At 72.8% G+C, this 24,589-nt stretch carries 23 protein-coding genes; 8 read left to right on the plus strand and 15 right to left on the minus strand.

Annotated features, from left to right (window positions below):
• Window positions 1–109: 109 nt before the first annotated feature.
• Window positions 110–526 carry a hypothetical protein gene (locus BN344_RS18370; protein ID WP_155858951.1) on the minus strand — a complete coding sequence of 139 codons (417 nt, stop codon included), beginning with the start codon at window positions 524–526 and terminating at the stop codon, window positions 110–112.
• Between the two features lie 102 nt (window positions 527–628).
• Here BN344_RS18370 and BN344_RS19290 point away from each other — a divergent pair, with 102 nt between their 5' ends.
• Window positions 629–1,072: a hypothetical protein gene (locus tag BN344_RS19290; protein ID WP_051516103.1), complete on the plus strand. Its 444-nt coding sequence runs from the start codon at window positions 629–631 to the stop codon at window positions 1,070–1,072.
• A 586-nt stretch (window positions 1,073–1,658) separates the two neighbouring features.
• On the opposite strand, the gene BN344_RS18385 is transcribed toward BN344_RS19290, so the two are convergent.
• From BN344_RS18385 to BN344_RS18400, 4 genes are read right to left on the minus strand one after another with little or no spacing between them, the layout of a single operon-like run.
• Complete coding sequence (locus BN344_RS18385) at window positions 1,659–2,096, minus strand: hypothetical protein (protein ID WP_155858952.1); 438 nt, start codon at window positions 2,094–2,096, stop codon at window positions 1,659–1,661.
• Window positions 2,093–3,325 (minus strand): molybdopterin-dependent oxidoreductase, encoded by a 1,233-nt coding sequence (locus BN344_RS18390; RefSeq protein WP_040340177.1) that lies wholly within the window; start codon window positions 3,323–3,325, stop codon window positions 2,093–2,095. The genes BN344_RS18385 and BN344_RS18390 overlap by 4 nt, the downstream gene beginning before the upstream one ends.
• Window positions 3,322–3,990 carry a TIGR04282 family arsenosugar biosynthesis glycosyltransferase gene (locus BN344_RS18395; protein WP_040339863.1) on the minus strand — a complete coding sequence of 223 codons (669 nt, stop codon included), beginning with the start codon at window positions 3,988–3,990 and terminating at the stop codon, window positions 3,322–3,324. Before BN344_RS18395 ends, BN344_RS18390 begins: the two co-directional genes overlap by 4 nt.
• On the minus strand, window positions 3,987–4,658 hold the full coding sequence (locus tag BN344_RS18400) for a glycosyltransferase family 2 protein (protein WP_040339864.1): 672 nt from the start codon (window positions 4,656–4,658) through the stop codon (window positions 3,987–3,989). The genes BN344_RS18395 and BN344_RS18400 overlap by 4 nt, the downstream gene beginning before the upstream one ends.
• A 76-nt stretch (window positions 4,659–4,734) precedes the next feature.
• Between BN344_RS18400 and BN344_RS18405 the strand changes: the two genes are divergently transcribed.
• Window positions 4,735–6,102: a hypothetical protein gene (locus BN344_RS18405; protein WP_051516105.1), complete on the plus strand. Its 1,368-nt coding sequence runs from the start codon at window positions 4,735–4,737 to the stop codon at window positions 6,100–6,102.
• A gap of 33 nt (window positions 6,103–6,135) precedes the next feature.
• Here BN344_RS18405 and BN344_RS18410 read toward each other — a convergent pair whose 3' ends face one another.
• Window positions 6,136–7,191, minus strand: coding sequence for an NAD-dependent epimerase/dehydratase family protein (locus tag BN344_RS18410; RefSeq protein ID WP_040339865.1), 1,056 nt, complete (start codon window positions 7,189–7,191; stop codon window positions 6,136–6,138).
• A 2-nt stretch (window positions 7,192–7,193) separates the two neighbouring features.
• Window positions 7,194–7,907, minus strand: coding sequence for a class I SAM-dependent methyltransferase (locus BN344_RS18415; RefSeq protein ID WP_051516106.1), 714 nt, complete (start codon window positions 7,905–7,907; stop codon window positions 7,194–7,196).
• A gap of 258 nt (window positions 7,908–8,165) precedes the next feature.
• Here BN344_RS18415 and BN344_RS18420 point away from each other — a divergent pair, with 258 nt between their 5' ends.
• Entirely contained in the window at window positions 8,166–8,861 is a 696-nt protein-coding gene (locus tag BN344_RS18420) for a hypothetical protein (protein ID WP_040339866.1), read from the plus strand.
• Between the two features lie 78 nt (window positions 8,862–8,939).
• On the opposite strand, the gene BN344_RS18425 is transcribed toward BN344_RS18420, so the two are convergent.
• The 3 genes from BN344_RS18425 to BN344_RS18435 all read right to left on the minus strand — a co-directional run bounded on the left by BN344_RS18425 (window position 8,940) and on the right by BN344_RS18435 (window position 13,330).
• On the minus strand, window positions 8,940–10,193 hold the full coding sequence (locus BN344_RS18425; protein ID WP_051516107.1) for an amidohydrolase: 1,254 nt from the start codon (window positions 10,191–10,193) through the stop codon (window positions 8,940–8,942).
• Window positions 10,194–10,262: 69 nt separating this feature from the next.
• Window positions 10,263–11,354 carry a pectin acetylesterase-family hydrolase gene (locus BN344_RS19295; protein ID WP_051516108.1) on the minus strand — a complete coding sequence of 364 codons (1,092 nt, stop codon included), beginning with the start codon at window positions 11,352–11,354 and terminating at the stop codon, window positions 10,263–10,265.
• Between the two features lie 20 nt (window positions 11,355–11,374).
• Window positions 11,375–13,330 (minus strand): heavy metal translocating P-type ATPase, encoded by a 1,956-nt coding sequence (locus BN344_RS18435; protein ID WP_040339867.1) that lies wholly within the window; start codon window positions 13,328–13,330, stop codon window positions 11,375–11,377.
• 6 nt (window positions 13,331–13,336) lie between these two features.
• On the opposite strand from BN344_RS18435, the gene BN344_RS20435 reads away from it, so the two are divergent.
• The 4 genes from BN344_RS20435 (at window position 13,337) to BN344_RS18455 (ending at window position 17,287) form a co-directional block, all read left to right on the plus strand.
• Window positions 13,337–13,684 (plus strand): hypothetical protein, encoded by a 348-nt coding sequence (locus BN344_RS20435; RefSeq protein ID WP_040339868.1) that lies wholly within the window; start codon window positions 13,337–13,339, stop codon window positions 13,682–13,684.
• 60 nt (window positions 13,685–13,744) lie between these two features.
• Window positions 13,745–15,520 carry an acyclic terpene utilization AtuA family protein gene (locus tag BN344_RS18445; protein WP_040339869.1) on the plus strand — a complete coding sequence of 592 codons (1,776 nt, stop codon included), beginning with the start codon at window positions 13,745–13,747 and terminating at the stop codon, window positions 15,518–15,520.
• Between the two features lie 64 nt (window positions 15,521–15,584).
• Window positions 15,585–16,562: a quinone oxidoreductase family protein gene (locus BN344_RS18450; protein ID WP_040339870.1), complete on the plus strand. Its 978-nt coding sequence runs from the start codon at window positions 15,585–15,587 to the stop codon at window positions 16,560–16,562.
• A gap of 101 nt (window positions 16,563–16,663) precedes the next feature.
• Window positions 16,664–17,287, plus strand: a complete 624-nt coding sequence (locus BN344_RS18455; protein ID WP_040339871.1) for a methyltransferase family protein — start codon at window positions 16,664–16,666, stop codon at window positions 17,285–17,287.
• A 47-nt stretch (window positions 17,288–17,334) separates the two neighbouring features.
• Here the strand turns inward: BN344_RS18455 and BN344_RS18460 are convergent, their stop codons facing one another.
• The 5 genes from BN344_RS18460 to BN344_RS20440 form a co-directional block, all read right to left on the minus strand.
• The gene (locus BN344_RS18460) at window positions 17,335–17,898 is read right to left on the minus strand and encodes a dihydrofolate reductase family protein (protein ID WP_040339872.1); all 564 of its coding nucleotides are present in this window, start codon (window positions 17,896–17,898) and stop codon (window positions 17,335–17,337) included.
• A 261-nt stretch (window positions 17,899–18,159) separates the two neighbouring features.
• The gene (locus BN344_RS18465; protein WP_040339873.1) at window positions 18,160–21,039 is read right to left on the minus strand and encodes a vitamin B12-dependent ribonucleotide reductase; all 2,880 of its coding nucleotides are present in this window, start codon (window positions 21,037–21,039) and stop codon (window positions 18,160–18,162) included.
• A gap of 145 nt (window positions 21,040–21,184) precedes the next feature.
• Window positions 21,185–21,682, minus strand: coding sequence for a transcriptional regulator NrdR (gene nrdR, locus BN344_RS18470; protein WP_051516109.1), 498 nt, complete (start codon window positions 21,680–21,682; stop codon window positions 21,185–21,187).
• A 465-nt stretch (window positions 21,683–22,147) separates the two neighbouring features.
• Window positions 22,148–22,933, minus strand: a complete 786-nt coding sequence (locus BN344_RS18475; RefSeq protein WP_155858953.1) for a hypothetical protein — start codon at window positions 22,931–22,933, stop codon at window positions 22,148–22,150.
• Between the two features lie 143 nt (window positions 22,934–23,076).
• Window positions 23,077–23,322, minus strand: coding sequence for a LysM peptidoglycan-binding domain-containing protein (locus tag BN344_RS20440; protein WP_040339875.1), 246 nt, complete (start codon window positions 23,320–23,322; stop codon window positions 23,077–23,079).
• 495 nt (window positions 23,323–23,817) lie between these two features.
• Between BN344_RS20440 and lexA the strand changes: the two genes are divergently transcribed.
• On the plus strand, window positions 23,818–24,585 hold the full coding sequence (gene lexA / locus BN344_RS18485; protein WP_040339876.1) for a transcriptional repressor LexA: 768 nt from the start codon (window positions 23,818–23,820) through the stop codon (window positions 24,583–24,585).
• The last annotated feature ends 4 nt before the right edge of the window (window positions 24,586–24,589 follow it).

A 24,589-nucleotide genomic window follows, 5' to 3' on the forward strand; every position in this document is an offset into this window, starting at 1 on the left:
GCGCGCGTGCCGCCGCGCCCGGCAACCATCGCCCTGAAGGCGGCTTAAGGGTCGCCTGCCTTGATGACAGGGACCGCCGACAACTGGTTGTCCCACCCACAGTCCGCGGTCAGCTGACGGTGATCTCGCCCAGTGTCGTGATCTGGGCGAGGTCGACGGCAACGCCGTCACCCCCTTCTGAGTCGTAGACCTCCAGTTCCTCGACTCGGCCGTCCAGCACATGAAGCTCGACGTACACCAGCTCCTGGGCGGGATCGTTGCTGAACGCCGTTACGCAGAAGAGGTCGTCGCGCCCCTGTTCGGACAGTTGCGCCACCCTGGCTGGCGGGATGGCCGGTTCCTCGCTGTGAAGCCGCACGGAGGAGCAGCCGCAGCGACAGACCGCGTGGATGACCGCCGTCCGCACCTGTGCACTCAAAAGAGGCTCGTGCACGCCCGCCGCCAACGTATCCATCAGCCGACGCTCGTCCCTCGACGGCGAGCGCGGCTTGTCAAGCTCCTGCCAGACCGGCTCACCATTGCTCACCGAGGCATTATCACGGCGAAACTCCCTAGCCGGGGGTGTCCCACAGTGGGCCGCTCTGGGACACAAGGCGGCCTTTGGGGCACCCGTGATGAGGTATCGCTCATGACGATGGCGGGCGATGGTGCGGTCGGGCAGGTATCACTTCGACGCTCCTTCGCGTGGGGCGTCTTCTTCATCGGGGACTCAAAGGCTGATGTGGTCGAGGTGAACCCCGATGTCGCCGTCACGTGGGGCCGCGACGACGAAGCCCTAGCGGTAGGGGTGCGTCATGCGATGGACGTCGACGACCAGGTTCTTGACGCCCTCGACGACGAGGAAGAGGTGCCGTGGGTCGAGGTCACTGTCAACGTTCACTGGGGGAGTCCATCTGCAAGCCGCACCGACGGTGACGGCCTCATAGACGTTCCCAGCGGCGTTGTGACGATCGGGGACGGGAACTTCGAGGATGTCTTCGCCTTGCCGCCCGGGAGGTGGCGTGTCCAGCTTTCGCTTGAACCGCACGACAACGCCGAGCACGTCGATGTCTGGCTAAGTCCCGCAGGCTGACTGCCGCCTGTCCCTAAGTGGGCCGCTCAGGGACAGCGTCGTCCGGCCGGCCCACTATGGGACACCGCGCAAGAGGATGCTGACAGGCTCCCACCATGCTGGTTCGAGAGTTGAGGGCGCTCCTGGCCCAGGAACACCCTGAGTCGCCAGTCACGGTCGAGGGCTTGTGTCCGCATGGTGACTACTTGGTCCAGTCGGACCTAGAGGTCCTGCATGACCAGGGTCCTGCACCGGAGATCGAAGAAGTGTCCCTCTGCTGGACTGCCTCCGAGGACGTCGAGCAGGCATACCGAGAGCGCGCAGAGATGCAGTCCAGGGCGCGGCCAGGACGCCTGCCCTAGTACGTCCTCAAGGGTTCACAGGTGTCCCTTAGGCCGCCCCTCTGTCCCTGAGCGGCCCACTCAGGGACACCCGGCCGCCCCGTCGCTGGTGAGGGAGCTACCGCTTCAAGAAGGTGACGACCCCCGACTCCTCGCCGAGGTACAGAGCCATCGGCGACGGTGATAGCACCTTCGAGTGGGCCCCTCACTTACGCACCAGCAAAGGGTGCTGCCGCGCCGCCTCGGCAGGGCGAACGTCGGCAGCTCTAACTCGTCCGGCGGGCGCGCACCGTCGCGACAGTGCCCCAGACCGCGGCCGCGGCCAGCACGCCGACGACGATCAGCAGCAGGTTGCGGCCGACGTCGTGCGGCAGGAACGACGGGTTGTCCGGGTCGGCGCCGAAGCCGAGCACGAACGGCAGCGCCACCAGGGTGAGCACCCCGGCGACGGCGCCACCGACGACGGCGGCCGGCAGGGCCGGGCGGGGCAGCAGCCGGGCGGCGAGCCAGCCCAGCCCGATCCACAGCGGCGCGATCACGAGGTCGTGCAGCAGCGCACTGCCGACGAACCAGGTCGCCCAGGCGTCGAGGGGGACGTCGGCGGTGACCAGGCCGAGGCCGCCGTAAGCGACCGCCGCGAGCCCCGGCAGGAGGAACAGCCAGCGCCACCAGGGGCCCCGGGCCGGCTGGGCGACGGCGGTCATGCCGGCGTCACCCGGGTGACCCACTTGGTCTGCATCACGCCGGGGCGGTTGGGGGCGATCAGCCGGACGGGGAAGCCGTGATCGGGGTCGAGCGGCGAGCCGTTCAGCCCGGTGGCCAGCAGCGTCCGCGGGCTGCGGGCGTGCGGCGGCGCCACGGTCGAGCGCCGGTAGAGCCCGCCCTCCTGCAGCGACTCGACGACCACCTCGGTGTCCCGCGCCAGGCCGGCCTCCTCGAGCAGGTCGCCCAGCCGGACGCCGGTCCAGGTGGCGTCGGCGCTCCAGCCCTCGACGCAGGCGATCGGTAGCCGCTCGGTGCGCTGCGGGAAGGCCGCCAGGTCGTCGAGGGTCAGCTCCAGCCGGTTCGGTCCCTCGATCAGCAGCCGGTACTCCGGGCCGACGTCGGTGACGCCGGCCGCCTTCGCGGTCTGCCGGACCGGCAGGCCCTGCGGTCCGACCCCGGGCTGCCGCGGCGCGAGCAGCGACACGTCGCCCAGCGGGGAGAAGCTCTGCCCGACGGTGGTCAGGGTGACCGCACCGACGCCCAGCCCGGCGGCGACGACGAACGCCCGTCGCGGGACCCCGCCCGTCTCCGCGGCCTCGTCGACGGCGTCCTGTTCGGCGGCCTGCTCCGCGGTCAGGCCGGTGGACGCCGCCGGGGTGCCGCGGCGGGCCAGCCCCCGGCGGATCTCCGGCGCCTTCGCGCCGACGTGCACGGCCACGGCGCCGATGGCGATCCAGCCGGTCCAGTAGTGCGCCGTCGTGAAGAAGAAGCCGAAGGGATACCACTGGGCGGTGTTGATGACCCCGGTGACCAGCTGCATGGCGGTCGCCCCGACCAGGACCAGGATCGACAGCCGGCTGACCACCCGGGCGACCGACCCGGCCGGCGGCCAGGCGAACAGCGCCGGGTAGACCGTCCAGAGCTTCACCAGGAACAGCGGGATCGCCGCCAGGCCGGTGGCCACGTGCAGCCCCTGGGTGACCCGGTAGAGCCAGGAGGGCGACGCCGGCCAGACGAACCAGCCGGGCGGGTTCTGGATCAGGTGGCTGATCAGCCCGGTGACGAAGCAGACCGCGAACGCCAGGCCCAGCCAGAGGCCGACCCGCGCCGCGCGCCGCTCGGAGTGCAGCGGGCTGGGGAACGCGCCGGCGCGGAACGGGCCGCGGCGCAGCGCGTCGGGCGGCCCCGGCACGCGGGCACCGAGCAGCCGGTCGAGGGCGCTGCTCACCTCCGGCTCCCGACGGCCGCGGCGACCGACGCCACCACGCGCGCGGTCCGGCTGCCCGGCGGGCACTGCGCGGCCACGGCGAGGGCGTCGGGGAAGTGGTCGATGTCGGTGAGCTCGGGCAGGTCGAGCACGACCAGACCGGTCGCCTCGAGCGCGGCCCGCGTGGTGGCCGCGGTGTCCTCGCGGGACATGGGCACGTCCGCCAGCACCGCGGCGCCCTCGGCCCGGTGCACGCCGAGCGCCCACCAGCCGCCGTCGGGAGCGGTGCCGAGCACCGCCGTTCCCGGCCCGCCGGCCTCGAGCCGCTCGGCGCAGCGGACGAGGAGCTCGGCGGTCACCTGCGGGGTGTCCATGCCGATGAGCAGGGTGGGCGCCCCGGAACCGGCCATGGCGTCGGCGAACGCGGCGGCCAGGCGGACACCCAGGTCGCCCTCGACCTGCGGGACGACGGTGAACCCCGCCAGGTCCAGCGTGCCCGGCTCGCCGTCGAGGGCCACGACCCGGCCGGCGACGGGAACGGCGCGCACCGCGTCGAGGGTGTCTGCCACCGCGGCCGCGGCGATGCCGGCGGCCTGCTCGGGGGTGCACGGTGGGGTGAGCCGTGTCTTGCTCCGGCCGGGCACCGGCGCCTTGGTGATGACGACGACCTGGGTGGCGAGCGTCATCGCGCCAGCACTCCGCGCATGTCGCGGATCGTGCGCACCGTGCCCAGCACGGTGCCGGTGACCTTCGACTTCGACCCCTCGGTTCGCAGTGCGTAGTCGACGTCGACCTCGCGGATCCGCCAGCCGGCGTCGGCGGCGGCGGTCACCATCTCCAGCGGATACCCGAACCGCCGGTCGGTGAGTCCTAGCTCGAGCAGGGCCTCCCGGCGGGCGGCGCGCGTCGGGCCGAGGTCGTGCAGCCGCAGCCCGGTGCGCCGGCGCAGCATGCGGGCCAGCGCGACGTTGGCCACCCGCGCGTGCACCGGCCACGCACCGCGGGCCGGCCGGCGCCGGCCGAGCACGAGGTCGGCCGCGCCGGCGCGGACCGGGTCGGCGACGCGCGGCAGCTGGGCGGGGTCCATCGAGCCGTCGGCGTCGCAGAAGCAGACCAGGTCGGCGGTCGCGGCCTCCAGCCCGGCGTGCGCTGCCGCGCCGAAACCGCGCTGCGGCACGGCCACGACGGTCGCGCCGTGCTCGGCGGCGATCGCGGCCGAGCCGTCGGTCGAGCCGTTGTCCGCGACGATCGCGCGGTAGCCGGCGGGCAGTCGGGAGAGCACCCACGGCAGCGAGGCGGCCTCGTCCAGGCAGGGCAGGACGACGTCGACCGTCGGATCTGCGGAGGTGCCCATGACCTGCGTTCGTACTGGACGGCGATCCGGTTCGCCCGGTGAGCAGCCGATCGCCGCGCCACCTACTCTCCGGCTGGTGACGCCCGCACCGGTCGAGGTCGACCCCGAGCCGACCGCTCCCGATCGGGGGCGCACCGCCCGCGGTCTGGCCGTCGCCCTGACCGCGCTCTTCGTGCTCGTCGTGTGGCTGACCGGCCGGGAGATCACCCGCGGCGGCGGGAACCTGCACCTGCGCGACGGCTATGTCGTCGTCGGTCCCTTCGACGTCGTGCTGTCGCCCCGTGTGCTCCTCGCCGTCGCGGTGGCGGCCGCGATCGTGCTGTGGGGTCCCGCGCTCGCCCGCCGTCTCCGTTGGCGGACGCTGCTCGCGGCGAGCACCGTCGGGGCCGCCGCCTGGGCGGTGGCACTGGCGGTGAGCAGCGGCTGGGGCCGGCTGGCCGAGCCCATGGCCAGCGAGCACGAGTACGTCGTCGAGGTCGACCGGGTGCAGGACCTCTCGACGTTCCTCTCCACGTTCATCGACTCGGTGCCGGTCGGATCGCCCGGCCAGTGGGCGACGCACGTGTCCGGGCATCCTCCGGGCGCGCTGCTGGCGTTCGTCCTGCTGGACCGGATCGGGCTCGGCGGGCCGGGCTGGGCGGCGGTCCTCTGCATCGCCGGGGGTGCGCTCGCCGTGCCGGCCGTGCTGGTCGCCGTGCGCGTGCTGGCCGACGAGACCGCCGCCCGCACGGTGGCACCGTTCGCCGTCCTCGTGCCGGCAGCGGTCTGGATCGCCACGAGCGCCGACGCGTTCTTCGCCGGGGTGACCGCGTGGGGGGTGACGCTCCTGGCGCTGGCCGCCGCACGGGCGCCGTCCCGGACCGGGTACGCGCAGGCGCTCGCCGGCGGGGTGCTGCTGGGACTGAGCCTGTACCTGTCGTTCGGGCTGACCGCCGCGGGGCTGCTCGCGCTCACCGTCGTGCTGCTCCAGCGAGCGCGGCTGGGATGGCCGGGAGTGGTGCGCGTGCTGACCGTGGCCGCCGTCGGGGTCCTGGTGGTGGCCGCGCTGTTCACCCTGGGCGGCTACTGGTGGTTCGAGGGCATCGGCGTGGTCGCCGAGCGGGTGCGCGACGGCGCCGCCTACGACGACCGTGCCGCGCAGTCCACCTGGTTCCTGGCCGGGAACCTCGCCGCGGGGGCGATCGCAGCCGGGCCCGCGGTGGTCGCCGGGCTTGTCGGCATCCGCGGTCGGCTGATGTGGCTGCCGCTGGCGTCCCTCGCCGGCATGCTGGTCAGCAACTTCTCCGGGCTGGTCCTCGGCGAGGCCGAGCGGATCTGGCTGCCCTTCGTCGTCTGGCTGCTGCCGGCGACCGCCTCGCTGCCGGCGCGCTCGCACCGGTTCTGGCTCACCCTGTCGGCGCTGCTGGCGATCGCGGTGGAGGTGACCGTCCGCACCCCCTGGTGACGTTCCCCGGGGACTTTCGGCGCCGAAAGTCCCTCAGGGGGCCGGGCGCAGCGGGTCGGTGGCGAAGGCGCGCATGCCGTCGGCGAAGGTGACCTGCGCGCGGAACCCCAGTTCGTCCGCGGCCCGCGCCGGGCTGGCGACGACGTGCCGCACGTCGCCGATCCGGTACTCACCGGTGACCTGCGGACCGGGACCGCCGAAGGCGTCGGCCAGCGCCCGGGCCATGTCGCCGACGGTGTGCGGCTGCCCCGAGGCGACGTTGTAGGCACGCAGTGCGCCGTCCGGCGGCTCCGCGGTCAGGGCGCAGAGGTTGGCCCGGGCCACGTCGGTGACGTGCACGAAGTCGCGCTGCTGGCCGCCGTCCTCGAAGACGCACGGGGCGCGGCCGGCCTCCAGCGCGCTGCGGAAGATCGCCGCCACACCGGAGTAGGGGGTGTCCCGCGGCATGCGCGGGCCGTAGACGTTGTGGTACCTGAGGGCGACCGCGCCGCCCCCGGTCGACGACGCCCAGGCAGCGGCCAGGTGCTCCTGGTCCAGCTTGGTGGCGGCATAGGTGTTGCGCGGGTCGGGCGGGGTCTCCTCGGTGACCGGCCCCCAGGCGAGCTGCCGGCCGCAGCGCGGGCACGGGGGCTCGAACCGGCCGGCGTCGAGGTCCTCCCGGCGCCGGGCGGCAGCGGGCACGGCGCCGTCGACCGGGCACTCGTAGCGGCCCTCGCCGTAGACGACCATCGACCCGGCCAGCACCAGGCGGCCGATGTCGGCGCGGGCCATGCCGGCCAGCAGCACCGCCGTCCCCAGCACGTTGATGCCGGCGTACTCGGGCATGTCCTGGACGTCGACGCCGAGACCCACCATGGCGGCCTGGTGGCAGACCGCGTCGACGCCGCCCAGCGCCCGGTCGACCGTCGCGGGGTCGCGGACGTCGCCGTGCAGGAACTCCACGCCGTCGGGCAGCTCCGGTACGACGCCGGCCGGGTGGACGGCGGGCAGCAGCGCGTCGAGGACCCGGACCTCGTGGCCGTCGGCGACGAACGCGTCGACGACGTGCGACCCGATGAACCCGGCGCCGCCGGTGACCAGGACCCGCACGGTCAGGACGCCAGCTCGAGCCGGGCGTCCACGGACGGGTCGTCGCCCAGGGGCACGAGGCTGGCGAAACAGCGCCCGCCGCGCTCCCAGGTGGCCTGCACCCTGAGCCCGGCGGCCCGCGCCGGCTCCGCGACGGCGTCGATGCCGACGTGCGCCCAGGGGAACCAGGTGCCGCGCTGGGTCCCGCGCTCGAGCCGCACCCGGCCGGCTCGGATGCCGGTGCCGGGCGGGTCGAGCTCGGCGAGGACCCGGCCCGTCACCGCGACGAGCTCGCGGCACCGGGTGAGCAGGGCGACCGGGTCGCCGCCGATGCCGATGTTGCCGTCGGCCAGCAGCACGGTGTCCCAGCTGCCCTCGGCGGGCACCGGGTCGAAGATCGAGCGCCGCACCGCGGTGGCACCCAGGTCGCGGGCGATCGTGACCGCGGCCCGCGACGTGTCGACGCCGAGAGCCATCCGGCCCTGGCCGGCGAGCTCCGCGACCAGCCGGCCGGGCCCGCAGCCGGCGTCGAGGACCGTGCCGCCGGCCCGGGCGAGCAGGTCGCGGTCGGTCTCGTCGGCCCCGTCGCACCACCGGCCCAGCTCCGAGGCGAGGGAGCGGCGCGGCCCGTGCTCGTAGCGGGCGAACCACTGCCGCCGCTCCCCCGGTTCCCCGACCGAGCGCAGCGCCGTCCCGTACAGGTCGAGGGTCTGAGGCCCGACGGTCGCCAGACCCATCGGCCGGCGCCCGGCGTCACGGGACGGGGGGGCGTCGTCGCGTCGGTCTCGGCTCACGTCGTGCGTTCGCGCGGGGGCGACCGATCGGTTCATCCGTTGCTCGCCACGCATGCAGAGCTCCTGTCGTCGGCAGATCAGGTGGGGATGCCCGTCCCCGGGTCTCGGCAACCGCCGGAAGAAAAATCGGTCGAGCGCAATCCAATCGAGCACTCCGGGCCGAAGACCTCGTGACATCGACCTTCGACACAAGGAGATCCCGTGAAGTCGTTCCGCTCCCCCACCAAGCTCCTCGTCGCCGGCGTCGCCCTCAGCGCCGCTCTGGGCCTCAGCGCCTGCGGCAGCGACGACGCCGCCGCCGACGAGGGCACCTCGTCGAGCTCGTCCTCGAGTGCGCAGTTCGCCCGCCCCGAGCCCGTCGCCTCGCTGCCGGCCATCTCCGCCGGCGGGGACACCGCCGTCGCCCTCGACCAGGGCTTCGTCGACGCCCTGGGCACGCTGGGCCTGACGCCCGGCACCGTCGGTGACGCGACGCTGGAGGAGGGCTCGGTCATCTTCCCGATCACCGGCGGCACCGTGACGCTGTTCGACAAGGACAGCGGCTACCGCCCCTACGTGCAGGGCACCCTGCTGCACCAGAACAGCGGCCTGAGCCTGACCGCCGGCGGCACCACGGTCGAGCTGACCAACTTCACCGTCGACCCGGGCACCCCGTCGCGCCTGTTCGGTGACGTCGCCGTCAACGGCGAGCAGGCCGCCGCCAGCGCGCCGCTGTTCGACCTGGACGGCAGCACGCTGAACCCGCCGGCCATGGAGTCCGGCAACGCCGTGCTCCAGGGCACCGAGGTGCTGCTCAGCGCCGAGGCCGCCGAGCTGCTGAACCAGACCTTCCAGACCGACGCCCTCGCCGGTGGCTTCCTGATCGGCACCGCGACCATCACGGTCCCGACCAGCTGATCGCGTAGTCCGCGAGCATTCGCACACGAGGGGTGGAGCCGGCTGGCTCCACCCCTCCTGTGCGTCCTGGGGACGACGTCAGCCGCGGCCCTCGACCGGCAGCCAGGTGCGCGCCGCGGAGGCCAGGGCCGCGACCCCGGTGCTCAGCGTGGGCTCGATGACGGGCGCGAACTGGGCCGAGTGGTTGGACGGCAGCTCCCGGACGACGCGCTGCAGACCCTCGCGGTCGGTCACCCCGGCGAACGCCGCGGGATCGGCGCCACCGAGCAGCCAGTAGACCAGCGGCACACCGGCCGCGGTGGCGAGCAGGCCGACGTCCTCGCTGCCGGTGACCTGACCGGGGTCGACGGTGAGCCCCGGGCCGAGGTCGCGGTCGAAGCCGGCCTGGGTACGAGCGCAGGCGTCGGGGTCGTTCACCAGGACCGGGAAGGACTCCTTGAGGTTCACCTCGGGGTCCTCCGGCGCGCCGGAGGCGGCAGCCTCGGCCCGCACGATCCGCTCGATGGAGGTCATCAGCCGGGTCCGCACCTCGGGCTCGTACGACCGCAGGCTCACCCGCAGCTCGGCCCGCTCCGGGATGACGTTGCCGGCGTTGCCGGCGTGCAGCGCGCCGACGGTGACGACGGCGGACTCGCCCCCTGCGACCTCGCGGGAGACGACGGTCTGCAGCCGCATGACGGTCGCGGCGGCCATGACGACCGGGTCGACCGTGGTCTCCGGTCGCGAGCCGTGCCCACCGCGGCCGTGCAGCACGATGTGCAGCATGTCGGCGCCGGCGAACGCCGGTCCCTTCCGCAGGCCCAGGAGGCCCGCGGGCAGCGGGCCGACGTGCTGGCCGAGCACCACGTCGGGGCGGCCGAAGCGGTCGAAGATGCCGTCGTCGATCATCGACTGCGCGCCGCCGCCCACCTCCTCGGCCGGCTGGAAGACCAGCTGCACCGTCCCGCTCCAGGTGTCCCGCTCGGCGGCCAGCGTCGCGGCCGCGCCGAGGAGACAGGTGACGTGCACGTCGTGCCCGCAGGCGTGCATGACCGGGGTTTCGGAGCCGTCGGCCGCCGTGCCCTTCGCCGTGCTGGCGTAGGGCAGGCCGGTCTCCTCCTGCACGGGCAGCGCGTCCATGTCGGCGCGCAGCAGCGCCGTCGGGCCGGCTCCGTTGCGCAGGATGCCCACGACGCCGGTGCGCCCGACCCCGGTGGTCACCTCGTAGCCCAGCGCCTGCAGCTTCTCGGCGACGATGCCCGCCGTGCGGTGCTCGGCGAACGCCAGTTCCGGGTGTGCGTGCAGGTCCCGGTAGATGTTCTCCAGGTCTGCGAGGACGTCGGCAGGGCTCACGTCGTCGGCTCCTTCGGGTGGTCTGCGGGAGGCGACCGTATCCCGGTCCGTGCGCGTCACCGCCGCCGATCAGCCCCGGACGTCGGCGACGTCCTTCCCGGCGAGGACGCCGGCGATCCAGTCGACGAGCCGGATGCCGTCCACCTCGGTGTCGTACAGCTCGTCGTCGGACGTGCTCACGTGCTTGTCGCCGGGCCCCAGCCACCAGGCCAGGTCGACGCCGGCGGCCTCGATGAGCTCGTTGTTGCGCCCGATGAGCTCGGAGAGCGGGGTGTTCTGCTGGCCGATGCGGTCGGAGAAGTCCCGCTGCACCTCGTCGTCGGCGGTGTTGATGGAGGCCAGCCGGATGCCGGGCACGTGCTCGCTGGTCTGGATGAACAGCCCCGGCAGCGACCAGGCGCTGAGCGGGTCACCGGCGGCCTCGGGCCAGGCCGGCAGCTGGTCGAAGATCCCCCAGAGGCCACCGATCGCCGAGGTGATGACCTCGTCGGCGGGGTAGGCGCCCGACGCGTCGGCGAGCACGGTCACCTGGGCCTCGGGGAGCAGGTCGTGGGCGAGGCCGCCGTAGAGCGGCGCGGCGGCCGAGCCGGCGCTCTGCCCGAGGACGACGACCTCCTCGGCGCCGGGGAACTCCGCGGCCAGCGTCTCGAGCGCCGCGGTCGCGTTGAGCCGGCCCTTGTGCTCGACGACGACGTCGCCGTAGTCGTGCGTGGCGGTGCCCAGGTGCAGGTCGCCGGTGCAGTACGGCACGTAGACGACGCTGGCGCCGGCGAGCGGGTTCTCGGGGTTGTCCAGGTCGAGCAGGCCCTCGTCCGCCGCGTTGCGCCCGTACGCCGGCCGGTCGGGGAGGCGGCCCTCGAGGTCGGTGGTGTAAATCGCCTCCTCGCCCGGGGCGCAGGTCTCGGCGCTGAAGCAGGCACCGCCACCCTCGAGGAAGAGGACCACCCGGTCGGCGTCGCCGCGGTGCAGCCAGTAGTGGAACTCCGATCCGTCACTGCACTGGCAGTCCTCGGGCGCCTGGACCTTCTCCCAGCTGATCTCCTGGGTGGCACGGGTCCCCGCGGCCGACGTCGGCCCGTCGTCGGACGACTCGCCGGAGCAGGCGGCCAGGCCGGACACGGTGAGGACGGCGACGAGGGACGGCAGCACGCGACGGAACATGATCGGATCGTAAGGCGCGACTACGCGGCCGAGGTGACGCTCACCTCCGGCCGGATGTCCAGGCGGCGCAGCAGCTGGGCATTGAGCGCCACCACGACGGTGGACAGCGACATGAGCAGCGCGCCGACCTCCATGGGCAGGACGAACCCGACGGGGGCGAGGACTCCGGCGGCGAGGGGGACGGCGAACAGGTTGTACCCGGCCGCCCACCACAGGTTCTGCGTCATCTTGCGGTAGCCGGCCCGGGACAGCCGGCGGACCGAGAGCACCGACCGCGGGTCGTCGGAGGCGAGGATGACGCCGGCCGAGGCGATGGCGACGTCGGTGCCTGCCCCGATGGCGATCCCCACGTCCGCCTGCGCGAGCGCGGGTGCGTCGTTGACGCCGTCCCCGACCATCGCCACCGACCGCCCCTGGCGCTGCAGTTCGCCGACCTTCTCGCTCTTGTGCTCCGGCCGCACGCCCGCGAAGACGTGGTCGATGCCGAGGTCGGCGGCGACCGCGCGGGCCACCGGCTCGGCGTCCCCGGTGATCATCACGACGTCGACGCTGGAGGCGTGCAGGCTCTCGACCGCCTCCCGGGACTCCTGCCGGATCTCGTCGGCCAGCGCCAGCGCGCCGACGACCTGCCCGTCGACCAGGACGTGCAGCACGGTCGCCCCGCCCTCCGCCCACGGTTGCGCGACGGGGAGCGGCTGCAGGTCGTGCTCGGTCAGCAGGTGCGGTCCACCGACGGAGACGGTGCGCCCGTCGACGGTGGCGGTCACCCCGACCGCGGCCGACGCCCGGAAGCCCGTGGCCGGCCGGAGGGTCAGCTGCCGGTGCTGCGCCGCCGCCACGATCGCCCGCGCGAGCGGGTGCTCGCTGTCGGCCTCAGCGGAGGCTGCCAGCGCGAGGACGTCGTCCTCGGACGCCCCGGTGGCGGCGACGTGCTCGACGGCGGGTGCGCCCTTGGTCAGGGTGCCGGTCTTGTCGAACAGCACTGTGTCGATGGTCCGCATCCGCTCCAGGGCGGCGCGGTCCTTGATGAGGACGCCGCCTCTCGCCGCGCGCTCGGTGGAGATGGCGACGACGAGGGGGATGGCCAGCCCCAGCGCGTGCGGACAGGCGATGACCAGGACGGTGATGACCCGCACGAGTGCGTCCTCGGGCGCGCCCACGACCGACCAGACGACAGCGGTGACCGCCGCTGCCACGAGGGCGTACCAGAACAGCCAGCCCGCCGCCTTGTCCGCCAGCAGTTGTGCGCGGGTCGAGGAGGACTGCGCCTCGGACACGAGCCGCTGGATGCCGGCCAGTGCGGTGTCGTCGCCGACCGCGGTGACCTGTACCCGGATCGCCGTGTCCGTGGCGACCGTCCCCGCGACGACTGCGTCCCCGGGGCCGCGGCGGACCGGCCGGGACTCCCCGGTGATCATCGACTCGTCGACGTCGGCGGCGCCCTCGATCACCTCGCCGTCGGCGGGCACCCGCCCGCCCGGGCGCACGACGACCACGTCGCCGGACGCCAGCTCGGACGGGGCGACCGTCACGACGTCGTCTCCGACCACCTTCTCCGCCTCGTCGGGCAGGAGCGCGGCCAGCGAGTCCAGCGCCGACGACGTCTGAGCCAGCGAGCGCATCTCCAGCCAGTGGCCGAGCAGCATGATGACCACCAGCAGGGCGAGCTCCCACCAGAAGTCCAGCTCGTGGGAGAGGACACCCAGGCTGGCGCCCCAGGACGCGACGAAGGCCACCGTGATGGCCATGCCGATGAGCAGCATCATCCCGGGCTGCCGGGACCGGATCTCCCCCACCGCGCCGGTGAGGAACGGCCGGCCGCCCCAGAGGTAGATCACCGTGCCGAGCAGCGGAGCGACCCAGTCCACGCCCGGGACGTCGGGCAGCTCGTAGCCGACGATCGAGGCGAACATGTCGCTGAGCAGGACGGTCGGCACCGCCAGGGCCAGCATGATCCAGAACAGCCGCCGGAACATGGCGACGTGATCGCCATGACCGCCATGACCGCCATGACCGCCATGGCCTCCGTGGCCGCCCCCGTGCTCTTCGCCGCCGCCACCGTCGTGGCCACCGGGCTCGTGGTGACCGCCCGCCGCGGCCGTCAGCGGGTCCTCGACCCGTGGAGCGCCGTCGGCACGGACGTTTGGGACGCCCTGCCCGTGGGTTGCCCCGTGCTCATCGGCCCGCCCGGCCGTCTCGCCGGTTCCGGGCTGCGGCTGACCGGAGCGGTGCGTGTGGTGCCTCATCGGTGTCGACCTCGATTCCTGGAGGCGCTCCGTCCTCGCCTCACGCCAGAGGACAATACCCCCCTGGGGTACCAATCGCGCTAGTGGAGACTTCTCCCCCGGTAGCTGGGCCGCCGGTCACCGGCGCTTCGCTACGGTCCGGACATGAGCGACCGTCCCCCGATCCGCATCGGGAACTTCTCCGGCTACCTGGGTGACCGGTTCACCGCCATCGAGGAGGCGCTCGCCGGGGACCCGGTCGACGTCCTGATGGGCGACTACCTCGCCGAGGTGACGCTCGCCGGGCTGGCCACGAGCTACCGGCAGAACCCGGAGCGCGGTGGTTACGTCGCCTACTTCCTCCGCCAGCTGGCTCCGCACCTGCCGGTGATCGCCCAGCGCGGGATCAAGGTGGTCAGCAACGCCGGCGGCTTCGACCCGGCCGGGATGGCCGCGGCGGTGCGCCGGCTGGTCGACGAGGCCGGACTGTCCCTGCGGGTGGCGCACGTCGAGGGCGACAACCTCGTGGACCGGCTCGCCGAGTTCCACGCCGAGGGCCTGGCGCTGGAGAACCTGGACACCGACGCGCCGCTCAAGGACTGGGGCGTGGAGCCGATCGCGGCGAACGCGTACCTGGGCGGTTTCGGCATCGCCGAGGCGCTGGGCGCCGGCGCGGACATCGTGATCACCGGCCGGGTCACCGACGCCTCGCTGACGGTGGGGCCGGCCGCCTGGTGGCACGGGTGGACGCCGGACGACTGGGACGCCCTCGCCGGCGCCGTGACCGCGGGCCACATCATCGAGTGCGGCGCGCACGCCACCGGCGGCAACTTCTCCGGGTTCCGCACCGTGCCCGGGATGGCGCGGCCCGGCTTCCCGATCGCCGAGATCGCGGCCGATGGCAGCAGCGTGATCACCAAGCACGCCCGCGACGGCGGGATGGTCACGGTCGACACGGTGACCGCGCAGCTGGTCTACGAGATCCAGGGGCCGCGCTACCTCAATCCGGACGCCACGGTGCACCTGGAGACGGTGCAGCTGAGCCAGGTCGGCCCGGACCGGGTGGCGATCGGCCCGGTGGCCGGGTCTCCCCCGCCGGCCACCGCGAAGGTCGCCGTCTTCGCGCCGATCGGCTTCGAGATCTCCACGATGCTGTTCTGCACCTCGCCGGACGTCGAGGAGAAGGTCGCGCTGCTGCGCGAGCAGCTGGGCCTGGTCCTGGACAGCGTGGTCGACGAGCTGGTGGTGACTGCGCTGGGGACGGCGGCGCCGGACCCGGGCACGCAGTGGGAGGCGACGGTGCCGATCCGGGTGATCGCCACGGCCCGGGAGCGCGAGCAGCTGCGCGCCTTCCCGCAGGCCGTGGGCAGCCTCTACCTGCAGGGCTTCCCGGGGTTCCACCACGACGGGCACGCGCAGGCCGCGCGCGAGCCGTGGCCGCGCATCGACTACTGGCCGGCGCTGCTGCCCACCGAGGTGCTGGTCCACCGGGCGGTCCTGGACGACGGCACGGTGATCGACGCGCCGACGCCCTCGCGGACGGCCACGGACGACGAGGTGCGGCAGCCCACGCACCCGGAGCCCTCCCCCGCCGCTCCGGGCACCGCCGGTCGCCGGGTGATGCTCGGCGAGCTGGCCCACGCGCGGGCGGGTGACAAGGGCGGCAACTGCAACGTCGGCCTGTGGGTGAGCGACCCGGCGCTGTGGGAGTGGCTTCGGACGACCCTGACCAGCGACGGCCTGCGAGCCCTGATGCCGGAGGCTGCGGACCTGACGCTGCGGCGGCACGAGTTCCCGCACCTGCGGGCGGTGCACTTCGTGCTCGAGGGCCTGCTGGGCACCGGCGGCTCGTCGAACCTGCGGGTCGACCAGATCGGCAAGTCGGTCGGTGAGTTCCTGCGCTCGAAGTGCGTGACCGTGCCAGAGGACCTGCCCGGCTGAGCCCGGCCCCCATCGGCCCGACCGCCCGGTCGGGCCGACCGTCTCGACATCCAGGAGCACCCGCATGAAGGCAGCCGTCTACCACCGCAACGGTCCCCCCGAGGTCCTCCAGTACGAGGAGGTCCCCGATCCGGAGCTCGCGCCCGGAGGCGTCCTCATCCAGGTCGAGGCCGTGTCGATCGAGGGCGGGGACACGCTCAACCGGCTCGCCGGCCCGCTGTTGTCCGACCCGCACATCGTCGGCTACCAGGCCGCCGGGACGATCGTCGCCGTCGCCGACGACGTGACCGACCGCGCCGTCGGGGATCGGGTGGTCGCGACCAGCAGCCACGGTTCGCACGCCGAGCTCTTCGCCGTCTCCGCGCGGACCACGTGGAAGGTCCCCGAGGGCGCCGACATCGCGGCGGCCGCCTGCGTACCGGTCGCCTTCGGCACCGCGCACGACTGCCTCTTCGAGTTCGGTCGGCTGCAGGAGGGCGAGACCGTCCTCGTCCAGGCCGGCGCCGGTGGCGTCGGCGTGGCCGCGATCCAGCTGGCCAAGCGGGCCGGCGCCACCGTGATCGCGACCGCCTCGTCCCTCGCCCGGCTCGAGCCGCTCGCCGAGCTCGGCCTGGACCACGCCGTCGACTACTCGACGAGCGGCTGGGTCGAGGAGGTGCGGGCCCTCACCGACGGGGGACGCGGGGTGAACGTCGTCGTCGACTCGGTCGGCGGCGCGACCCTCCAGAAGTCCGTCGCCTGCCTGCGTCGCCGGGGCCGCGCCATCACCGTCGGGAACGCCGGGCGGGACTTCTCGCCGTTCAACGCCGGTGTCCTGGGCATGCAGAACCAGTCGCTCACCGGCGTCTACCTGGGCGGCGAGATCACCACGCCGCGCGTCCAGGGGATGGTCCAGGGCCTGGTGGACGACGTCGCTGCCGGGCGACTGACCGTTCTCGTCGACCGCACGTTCCCGCTCGCCGAGGCAGCCGCCGCGCACGAGTACATCGAGAGCCGGCAGGCGGTGGGACGGGTCGTCCTCACCCCCCGCCCACTCCCATGAGCCGCGCACTGGGTGAGAGCCGCTCGGCCGACTCGGAGTTGCCGACAGAGCGGCTCGTATCGCTATCATCGTCGAATGACGATGAATCAGGCGGGTGACTCATGACCGGGGCCGCACTGGCGCTCTATGTGCTCGCCCTGGTCGTGCTGTTCGGCGTCCGGTCCTGGGTGCAGCGCCGGCGGACCGGACACACGGGTTTCCACGGCATCTCCGGCACGCCGGCCGACGCCGGCTGGTGGGGCGGGGTCCTGTTCGTCGCCGCCGTCGTGCTGGGCCTGGCCGGTCCGCTGCTCGCCGTCATCGACGTGGTGCCCGCGGACCCGCCGCCGGCGCTGCAGGTCGTGGGGCTGGTGGTGGCACTCCTCGGGTTCGCCGCGACGCTGGCCGCACAGACGGGCATGGGCGCCTCGTGGCGGATCGGCGTCGACCCGGGTGAGCGCACGGAGCTGGTCACCAGCGGGGTGTTCGCGCACGTGCGGAACCCGATCTTCATCGCCATGACGATCGCTCAGCTGGGCGTCCTGCTCATGGTCCCGACCTGGGTCAGTGCCGCGGCGCTGATCGCCCTCGTCGTCGCCGTCCAGCTGCAGGTGCGGGCCGTCGAGGAGCCGTACCTGCGCAGCGTGCACGGTCCGACCTACGACACCTACGCCGCGCGGGCCGGCCGCTTCGTGCCCGGCATCGGTCGCCTGGACGGCACGATCCGACTGACCGGGGCCGCCTGACCGGCTGGATCCCCGGCGTCCCGGGCGTGCAGATCAGGAGCGGACACTCAGCGCCTGGTCTCGTACCTGGTCAGGATCACGCCGTCGGGGAACGTCCGGGTCTCCACCAGAGCAAGGTTGACCCAGTTGTCCAGGGCCGTGAAGAACGGCGCGCCGCCGCCCAGCAGGACCGGGTGGGTGACGACCGTGTACTCGTCGATCAACCCGGCCCGCATGGCCGCCCCGGCGAGGGTGGCGCCGGCGACGTCCATGGGACCGCCGTCGTCGGCCTTGAGCCGCGCGATCTCGGGAACCGCGTCGCCGGTGACCAGGCGGGCGTTCCAGTCGACCGCGCTGATCGTGGAGGAGAAGACCACTTTCGGCATGTCCCGCCAGCGGCGGGCGTACTCGATGTGCGCCGGCGTGGCGCCGGGCTGCTGGTCGGCGGTCGGCCAGGCGGCACTCATGCCCTCCCACAGCCGGCGTCCGTACAGCGCCAGCCCGGTCGCCCCGACCCGGTCGGACCAGAACTGGAACAGCTCGTCGCTCGGCGAGCTCCAGCCGAGGTCGTCGCCGGGCGCGGCGATGTAGCCGTCCAGGCTCAGGTTCATGCCGTAGGTCAGTTTCCGCATGGCGTCAGGCCTCCGTGAGTCGGTAGTCGGTGTACCGACCGACGCGGCGCCGAAGACTCATCGACCAGGCAGCACCGAAGGCTGGCCGACCACCCCGCCACGCGACTGCTGCGCACGAACGGTTCCCGCACCGGGCTCGAAAGATGCAGTGGCCCGAGATGACGCAGGGGCGGGCGACCACGTGGTCGCCCGCCCCTATGTTCACCCGGTCACCGGTGACGAACTGCCGAGCTCACCGGTGACCGAGTGCCGAGCTCGCCATCAGCTGCAGCCGCTGGTGGAGCCGCAGCCCTCGCAGACGTAGCAGCTGCCGGCCGGGCGCATCTTCGTGCCGCAGGTCATGCACAGCGGCGCGTCGGTGGCAGTGCCGGTCACCAGCTCGAGGAGCTCGGCCGAGGAGTGCGCCTCCTTGACCGACTTCGGGCCCTCCGGGGTGACCTTCTCCTCCACCTTGGCGGTCTCGATCGGCGCGGAGCTGCGCAGCTGCTCCAGGTCGACCTCTTCCTCTTCGGTGACCGTGGCGGTCGAGGCGGAGCCGCCGTAGCCGGAGACCTGCGCCGTCCGCTCGTCGAGCGTGAAGATGCCGAGGCCGGCCCGCTTGTCGACGGGCAGGTGGTCCAGCGCCAGGCGACGGAAGATGTAGTCCATCACCGACTGGGCGATCCGGATGTCCGGGTCGTCGGTCATGCCGGCCGGCTCGAAGCGCATGTTGGTGAACTTCTGGATGTAGGTCTCCAGCGGCACACCGTGCTGCAGCGCGATGGACAGCGAGATGGAGAAGGCGTCCATGACACCGGCGAGGGTCGAGCCCTGCTTGCCCAGCTTCAGGAACACCTCACCGAGGCTGCCGTCCTCGTACATGCCGGCGGTCATGTAGCCCTCGGCACCCGCGACGCTGAACGACGTGGTGACGCTCGTCCGCTTCTTCGGCAGCCGCTTGCGCACCGGGTGCGACAGCGCGGCGGGGGCTACGGCCTCGACCGCGACCTCCTCCTTGGTGCCGTCGTTCTTGCCCTTGCCACCGGACAGCGGCTGGCCGACCTTGCAGTTGTCGCGGTAGATCGCCAACGCCTTGAGGCCGAGCTTCCAACCCTCGAAGTAGATCTTCTCGACGTCCTCGATGGTCGCCGTCTCCGGCATGTTGACCGTCTTGCTGATCGCGCCGGAGATGAACGGCTGGACCGCGGCCATCATGCGGACGTGGCCCATCGGGGAGATGGCCCGCTCACCCATCGCGCAGTCGAACACCTCGTAGTGCTCCGGCCGCAGGGTCGGGGCGTTCACGACGTGACCGTGCTCGGCGATGTACTCGACGATCGCCTCGATCTGCTCCTCCTGGTAGCCCAGGCTGCGCAGCGCTCGCGGCACCGTCTGGTTGACGATCTGCATCGAGCCGCCACCGACGAGCTTCTTGAACTTGACCAGCGCGAAGTCCGGCTCGATGCCGGTCGTGTCGCAGTCCATCATGAAGCCGATCGTGCCGGTGGGGGCCAGCACCGAGGCCTGCGCGTTGCGCCAGCCGTTGTCGGCACCGATCTCCAGGCAGTCCTGCCACTGCTGGGTGGCGGCCTTGAGCACGTCGGCGTCGTCGGCACCGACCGGGCGGATGGCGTCGTTGGCGGCGGCGTGCTTGCGCATGACCCGGGCGTGCGCCGAGGCGTTGCGGGCGAAGCCGTCGTAGGGACCCACGATGCCGGCCAGCTCGGCCGAGCGACGGTAGGCGGTGCCGGTCATCAGCGAGGTGATCGCCGCGGCCAGCGACTGCCCGCCGCGCGAGTCGTACGCGTGGCCGGTGGCCATGAGCAGGGCACCCAGGTTGGCGTACCCGATGCCGAGCTGGCGGTAGGCGCGGGTCGTCTCGCCGATCGGCTCGGTCGGGAAGTCGGCGAAGCAGATCGAGATGTCCATCGCGGTGATGACCAGCTCGACGGCCTTCACGAAGTTCTTCGAGTCGAACGTGCCGTCGTCCTTGAGGAACTTCATGAGGTTCAGCGACGCCAGGTTGCACGAGCTGTTGTCCAGGCTCATGTACTCCGAGCAGGGGTTGGACGCGTTGATCCGGCCCGTCTCGGGGTTGGTGTGCCAGTCGTTGATCGTGTCGTCGTACTGGATGCCCGGGTCGGCGCACTCCCAGGCGGCCTGCGTGACCTTGCGGAACAGCGTCTTGGCATCGACGGTCTCGATGACCGAGCCGTCGATGCGGGCGCGCAGACCGAACTCGTCGCCCTCCTCCACGGCGCGCATGAACTCGTCGGAGACGCGCACGGAGTTGTTGGCGTTCTGGTACTGGACGCTGGTGATGTCCTTGCCGCCGAGGTCCATGTCGTAGCCGGCGTCGCGGAGCGCGCGGATCTTGTCCTCCTCGCGCGCCTTGGTCTCGATGAACTCCTCGATGTCGGGGTGGTCGATGTCGAGGACGACCATCTTCGCCGCGCGACGGGTCGCGCCACCGGACTTGATGGTCCCGGCCGAGGCGTCGGCGCCGCGCATGAAGCTGACCGGGCCGGAGGCGGTGCCGCCGGAGGAGAGCAGCTCCTTCGAGGAGCGGATGCGGGAGAGGTTGAGGCCGGCACCCGAGCCGCCCTTGAAGATCAGGCCCTCCTCGCGGTACCAGTTCAGGATCGAGTCCATCTCGTCGTCGACGGCGAGGATGAAGCAGGCGCTGACCTGCTGCGGCGCACTCGTGCCGACGTTGAACCACACCGGGGAGTTGAAGCTGAAGTACTGGTGCATGAGCATCCAGGTCAGCTCGTGCTCGAAGATCTCCGCGTCGCCCTCGGTGGCGAAGTAGCCGTGCTCGCGACCGGCCGCACCGTAGGTGAGCACCACCCGGTCGATGAGCTGGCGGAGGCTGGTCTCGCGCTGCGGGGTGCCGACCGCACCTCGGAAGTACTTCGTGGTGACGATGTTCGTGGCGTTGATGCTCCACTCGGCGGGGAACTCGACACCGCGCTGCTCGAAGTTGATCGAGCCGTCGCGCCAGTTGGTCATGACGACGTCGCGGCGCTCCCAGGTCACCTCGTCGTAGGGGTGCACACCGGCGGTGGTGAAGACGCGCTTGATCTTCAGACCCTTGCGGCTGGGCGCCTTGCCGTTGCGCCGTGCACGGGTGCCGGCCAAGCGGTCGTCGGTCTCGGTCATGGTGTGGAGCTCTCCCTGGTCGTGTGTGCTCGCGGTGTGGTGCTCGATGCGCGCCGTGGAGCCGCGCGGTGGGTGGATCGGTGGCTGGGGAAGAGCCGCGATCGAGGTGCTCGGACTGTTGTCTAGCGCTCGGGTCTGACAGTTCTCAGCGGCCGGAGCGGCCGCCGGAGGGCGCGACCTCGAGGACGGACCCCACGGCCGTGCGGGCCTTCAGTTCGGCGATCTCCTTCTCGAAGTCGGCCACCGAGGTGAAGGCCCGGTAGACGCTGGCGAAGCGCAGGTAGGCGACCTCGTCCAGCTCGCGCAGCGGGCGCAGGATCGCGAGCCCGACCTCGTTGCTGGGCACCTCCGCCGCCCCGGTGGCCCGGATGGTGTCCTCGACCTGCTGGGCCAGCAGTTGCAGCTGGTCCTCGTCGACCGGCCGGCCCTGGCAGGCCCGGCGGACGCCGGCGACCACCTTCGACCGGTTGAACGGCTCGCTGACACCGCTGCGCTTGACGACGGCGAGGACCGCCTCCTCGACGGTGGTGAACCGCCGACTGCATTGGGGACACGAACGGCGACGTCGGGTGGTTGCCCCCTCGTCGGCCTCCCGCGAGTCGATCACCCGACTGTCGGGGTTGTGGCAGAACGGGCAACGCACCGCGGTTCACCTCCCTCGGCTGCTCCCCGCCCGGAACCGTCCTGTGGAGCCTCCTGGGGACATCCGGTGGATGTCCGGGGGAGAACCTGAGGACGGACCTGTGGACGGGCTTACAGCTCTGTAACTACTAGATCTAGTGGGACCCTAAGCCTGTCCCCACTAGATGTGCAAGCGATCCGACCTCTGGCGTGTTCCGTTCCGGCACGCCTGTCACCTGCAGGAACAGCCCGTCCCACGAGCCACACGACACGCCCGCGCGACGCGCCGGACGGGTGCCGGACGGCTCCGGAAGTCCCTCCGGACAGCGCCCGGGCGAGGCCCGTCCGGACCGGCGGCGGTCCGCCGGAGTGGCGTGCATGACCCGTGGACCCGCTGCCGGCGAGCGACACGAACGACGACGGAGTCCACGAAGGGCCCGGGGACAGCTCGTCGACGCACGGCCGCTCCCTGGGCCGCGTACCCGTGTCAGACGCCGGAGAGGGAGCCGTCCAGCCGCGGACGGCGCGCGTGCGGGACGTGGTCGCTCAGCCGCATCGGCCGGGTCAGCAGGTCCGGCTCGGCATCGCCGCGGCCTCCGCAGACCTCGGACCGGCCGATCGACTCCTCCGCCCGCGACGGACGCGCCGACGGTGCCGACGGTGCCGACCATCCACCGCCGGCCGGGCGGACCGGGCGGCGCGGCTCGGGAACCGCCTGGGTGTCGACGGACGCGAGGCGGAACTCATCGGCCCGGCCCACGACACCGGTGTCGGCGGCGCGGTGCCGCCCCTCGTCGTCGGGGGCGCGGTGCCGGCCGGCCGGAACAGGCACCGTGGCCGCGGAGACGAGCTGGATGTCGCCGTCCTCGGGGGCGCGGCGACGGCCGCCGGAGCGCACGGAACCGCTCGCTCGCCCAGCAGCCGGCGCCATGTCGCGGATCATCGGCAGCGCGGCGGTCTGCGAGGCGTCTCCGGAGCGGCTCGTGCCGCGGAGGACTGCGACCGCCTGACCGGTCGGGAGCTCCTGCTGCACCCGGGAGTCGGCAGCACCCAGCCGGGGCGCCACGGCGAGGTGACGCTCCGGCAGCCGGAGGTCGGCGAGATCGGTCCATGCCGACTCCTCGACGCCGCCCACGACCACGCGCACCCACACCTCGCAGGCACCGGAAGCGTCGTGACGCCAGCCCAGCAGCTCACCGGACCACCACGCGCCCGCCTGGTAGACCTCGACGGCCTGGGGGGAACTGGTGAACACCGCTGCACGACTTTCCATGGCGCCTGACACATGACGACCGTAGGCGTTCGTGCCACCACGGTCCGTGACGTAGCCGCGCTGAGGGTTGACGAAGTCGGCGGGGCAGGTTGGAGAGGTGTTGCCCTGTCGCCGACCCGTCCGCTGCGTATGCGGCGTCACCGTCACGGCAGCAGCAGTACCTGACCGGGGACCACGGTGGCGTCGGCCAGACCGTTGAGCTCTCGGATCTCGTCGATCACCGGACGCACGTCCTCCTCGCCGGCCACGGACGTGGCGATCGACCAGAGCGAGTCCCCCGGCCGCACCACCACGCTGCTCTCCCCCACCAGGCGCAACTGCTGTCCGTCCCCGGCCACCGCCGACCCCACCCAGGACCCCAGGGCCACACCGACCGCCAGGCCGAGCACCAGGCCCAGACGCCGTGCCCGTCGGGTCAGCCGGAGCGCAGGCGCCGGGACCCGACCACGATCTGCCGGACGAACCGGACCCGCCGGTGCCGGCCGACGGAGATCGGGGCGCGCCACCCCCGGCCGACCGGGGACCGGGCGCGGTCCTGCGGGGTGCCGCGGTGCCGGGTCCGGCACCGCACGCAGGGGCACCCGCCGGACGGCTGCGCCCGCCGCGAGCGGCGGCCGCCACGGCGCCAGTACCGACTCGTCGAACTCCACCACGGCCCGTGCCACGCTTCCCACGACTGCTCCTCCCGACCGCTCCTGCACCACCGGTTCGTTCGAACTCCTGTTCGAATCGAACGTCTGTGCGATGTCTACCGGACCGGTCCGACAGAAGCGACCCGACACGGGCACTTTCTTCGAACACCTGTTTGAAAGCGGGCTCGATCGGCGCTACGGTTCTCCCGACGCAACCAGCACGGCCGTAGCTGCGGTCGGCGAGGAGGAGACGTGGCGGAGAAGAGCGGTACGCCGGGGAGCCGGCGCGCGCGGGGCGCGACGACGGAGCCGGGCACGGAGAGCGGCGCGGCGACGGTGCGCTCGTTCCCCGACCGCGGGGCGGACGGCGACGGCCTCACCCAGCGCCAGCGCCGGGTCCTCGAGGTCATCCGCGATTCCATCGACCGTCGCGGCTATCCCCCCTCCGTGCGCGAGATCGGCGAGGCGGTGGGCCTCTCCTCCGCCTCCTCGGTGGCCCACCAGCTCTCCGTGCTGCAGAAGAAGGGCTGGCTGCGGCGCGACCCGAACCGTCCGCGAGCCCTCGACGTCCGTCTCCCGGGCGAGACCTCCCGCCCGGGCACTCCGGTCGGCGAACCCCTGACGGGCACCGATGAGCCGGCCGCCGCTCCGACCTACGTCCCGCTGGTCGGCCGGATCGCGGCCGGCGGGCCGGTGCTGGCCGAGCAGGCGGTGGAGGACGTGTTCCCCCTCCCGCGCGAGCTCGTCGGCGAGGGCACCCTCTTCATGCTCAAGGTCGTGGGCGACTCGATGATCGAGGCGGCGATCTGCGACGGCGACTGGGTGGTCGTGCGCCAGCAGCCGAACGCGGAGAACGGCGAGATCGTGGCCGCCATGATCGACGGCGAGGCGACGGTGAAGACCTACAAGCGCCGCGACGGGCACGTCTGGCTGCTGCCGCACAACCCCGCGTACGAGCCGATCCCGGGCGACGACGCCACGGTCCTCGGCCGCGTGGTCTCGGTCCTGCGCCGGGTCTGACCCG

The sequence above is a fragment of the Candidatus Blastococcus massiliensis AP3 genome, from assembly GCF_000582785.1.
GTDB classification, from domain to species: Bacteria; Actinomycetota; Actinomycetes; order Mycobacteriales; family Geodermatophilaceae; genus Blastococcus; species Blastococcus massiliensis.

Coding starts and splice junctions, on each gene's coding strand:
- BN344_RS19290 (WP_051516103.1), top strand. CDS start 629: ATGACGATGGCGGGCGATGGTGCGGTCGGGCAGGTATCACTTCGACGC.
- BN344_RS18385 (WP_155858952.1), bottom strand. CDS start 2,096: ATGACCGCCGTCGCCCAGCCGGCCCGGGGCCCCTGGTGGCGCTGGCTG.
- BN344_RS18395 (WP_040339863.1), bottom strand. CDS start 3,990: ATGACGCTCGCCACCCAGGTCGTCGTCATCACCAAGGCGCCGGTGCCC.
- BN344_RS18400 (WP_040339864.1), bottom strand. CDS start 4,658: ATGGGCACCTCCGCAGATCCGACGGTCGACGTCGTCCTGCCCTGCCTG.
- BN344_RS18415 (WP_051516106.1), bottom strand. CDS start 7,907: ATGGGTCTGGCGACCGTCGGGCCTCAGACCCTCGACCTGTACGGGACG.
- BN344_RS19295 (WP_051516108.1), bottom strand. CDS start 11,354: ATGTTCCGTCGCGTGCTGCCGTCCCTCGTCGCCGTCCTCACCGTGTCC.
- BN344_RS18435 (WP_040339867.1), bottom strand. CDS start 13,330: ATGTTCCGGCGGCTGTTCTGGATCATGCTGGCCCTGGCGGTGCCGACC.
- BN344_RS18445 (WP_040339869.1), top strand. CDS start 13,745: ATGAGCGACCGTCCCCCGATCCGCATCGGGAACTTCTCCGGCTACCTG.
- BN344_RS18450 (WP_040339870.1), top strand. CDS start 15,585: ATGAAGGCAGCCGTCTACCACCGCAACGGTCCCCCCGAGGTCCTCCAG.
- BN344_RS18455 (WP_040339871.1), top strand. CDS start 16,664: ATGACCGGGGCCGCACTGGCGCTCTATGTGCTCGCCCTGGTCGTGCTG.
- BN344_RS18460 (WP_040339872.1), bottom strand. CDS start 17,898: ATGCGGAAACTGACCTACGGCATGAACCTGAGCCTGGACGGCTACATC.
- BN344_RS18465 (WP_040339873.1), bottom strand. CDS start 21,039: ATGACCGAGACCGACGACCGCTTGGCCGGCACCCGTGCACGGCGCAAC.
- BN344_RS18475 (WP_155858953.1), bottom strand. CDS start 22,933: ATGGAAAGTCGTGCAGCGGTGTTCACCAGTTCCCCCCAGGCCGTCGAG.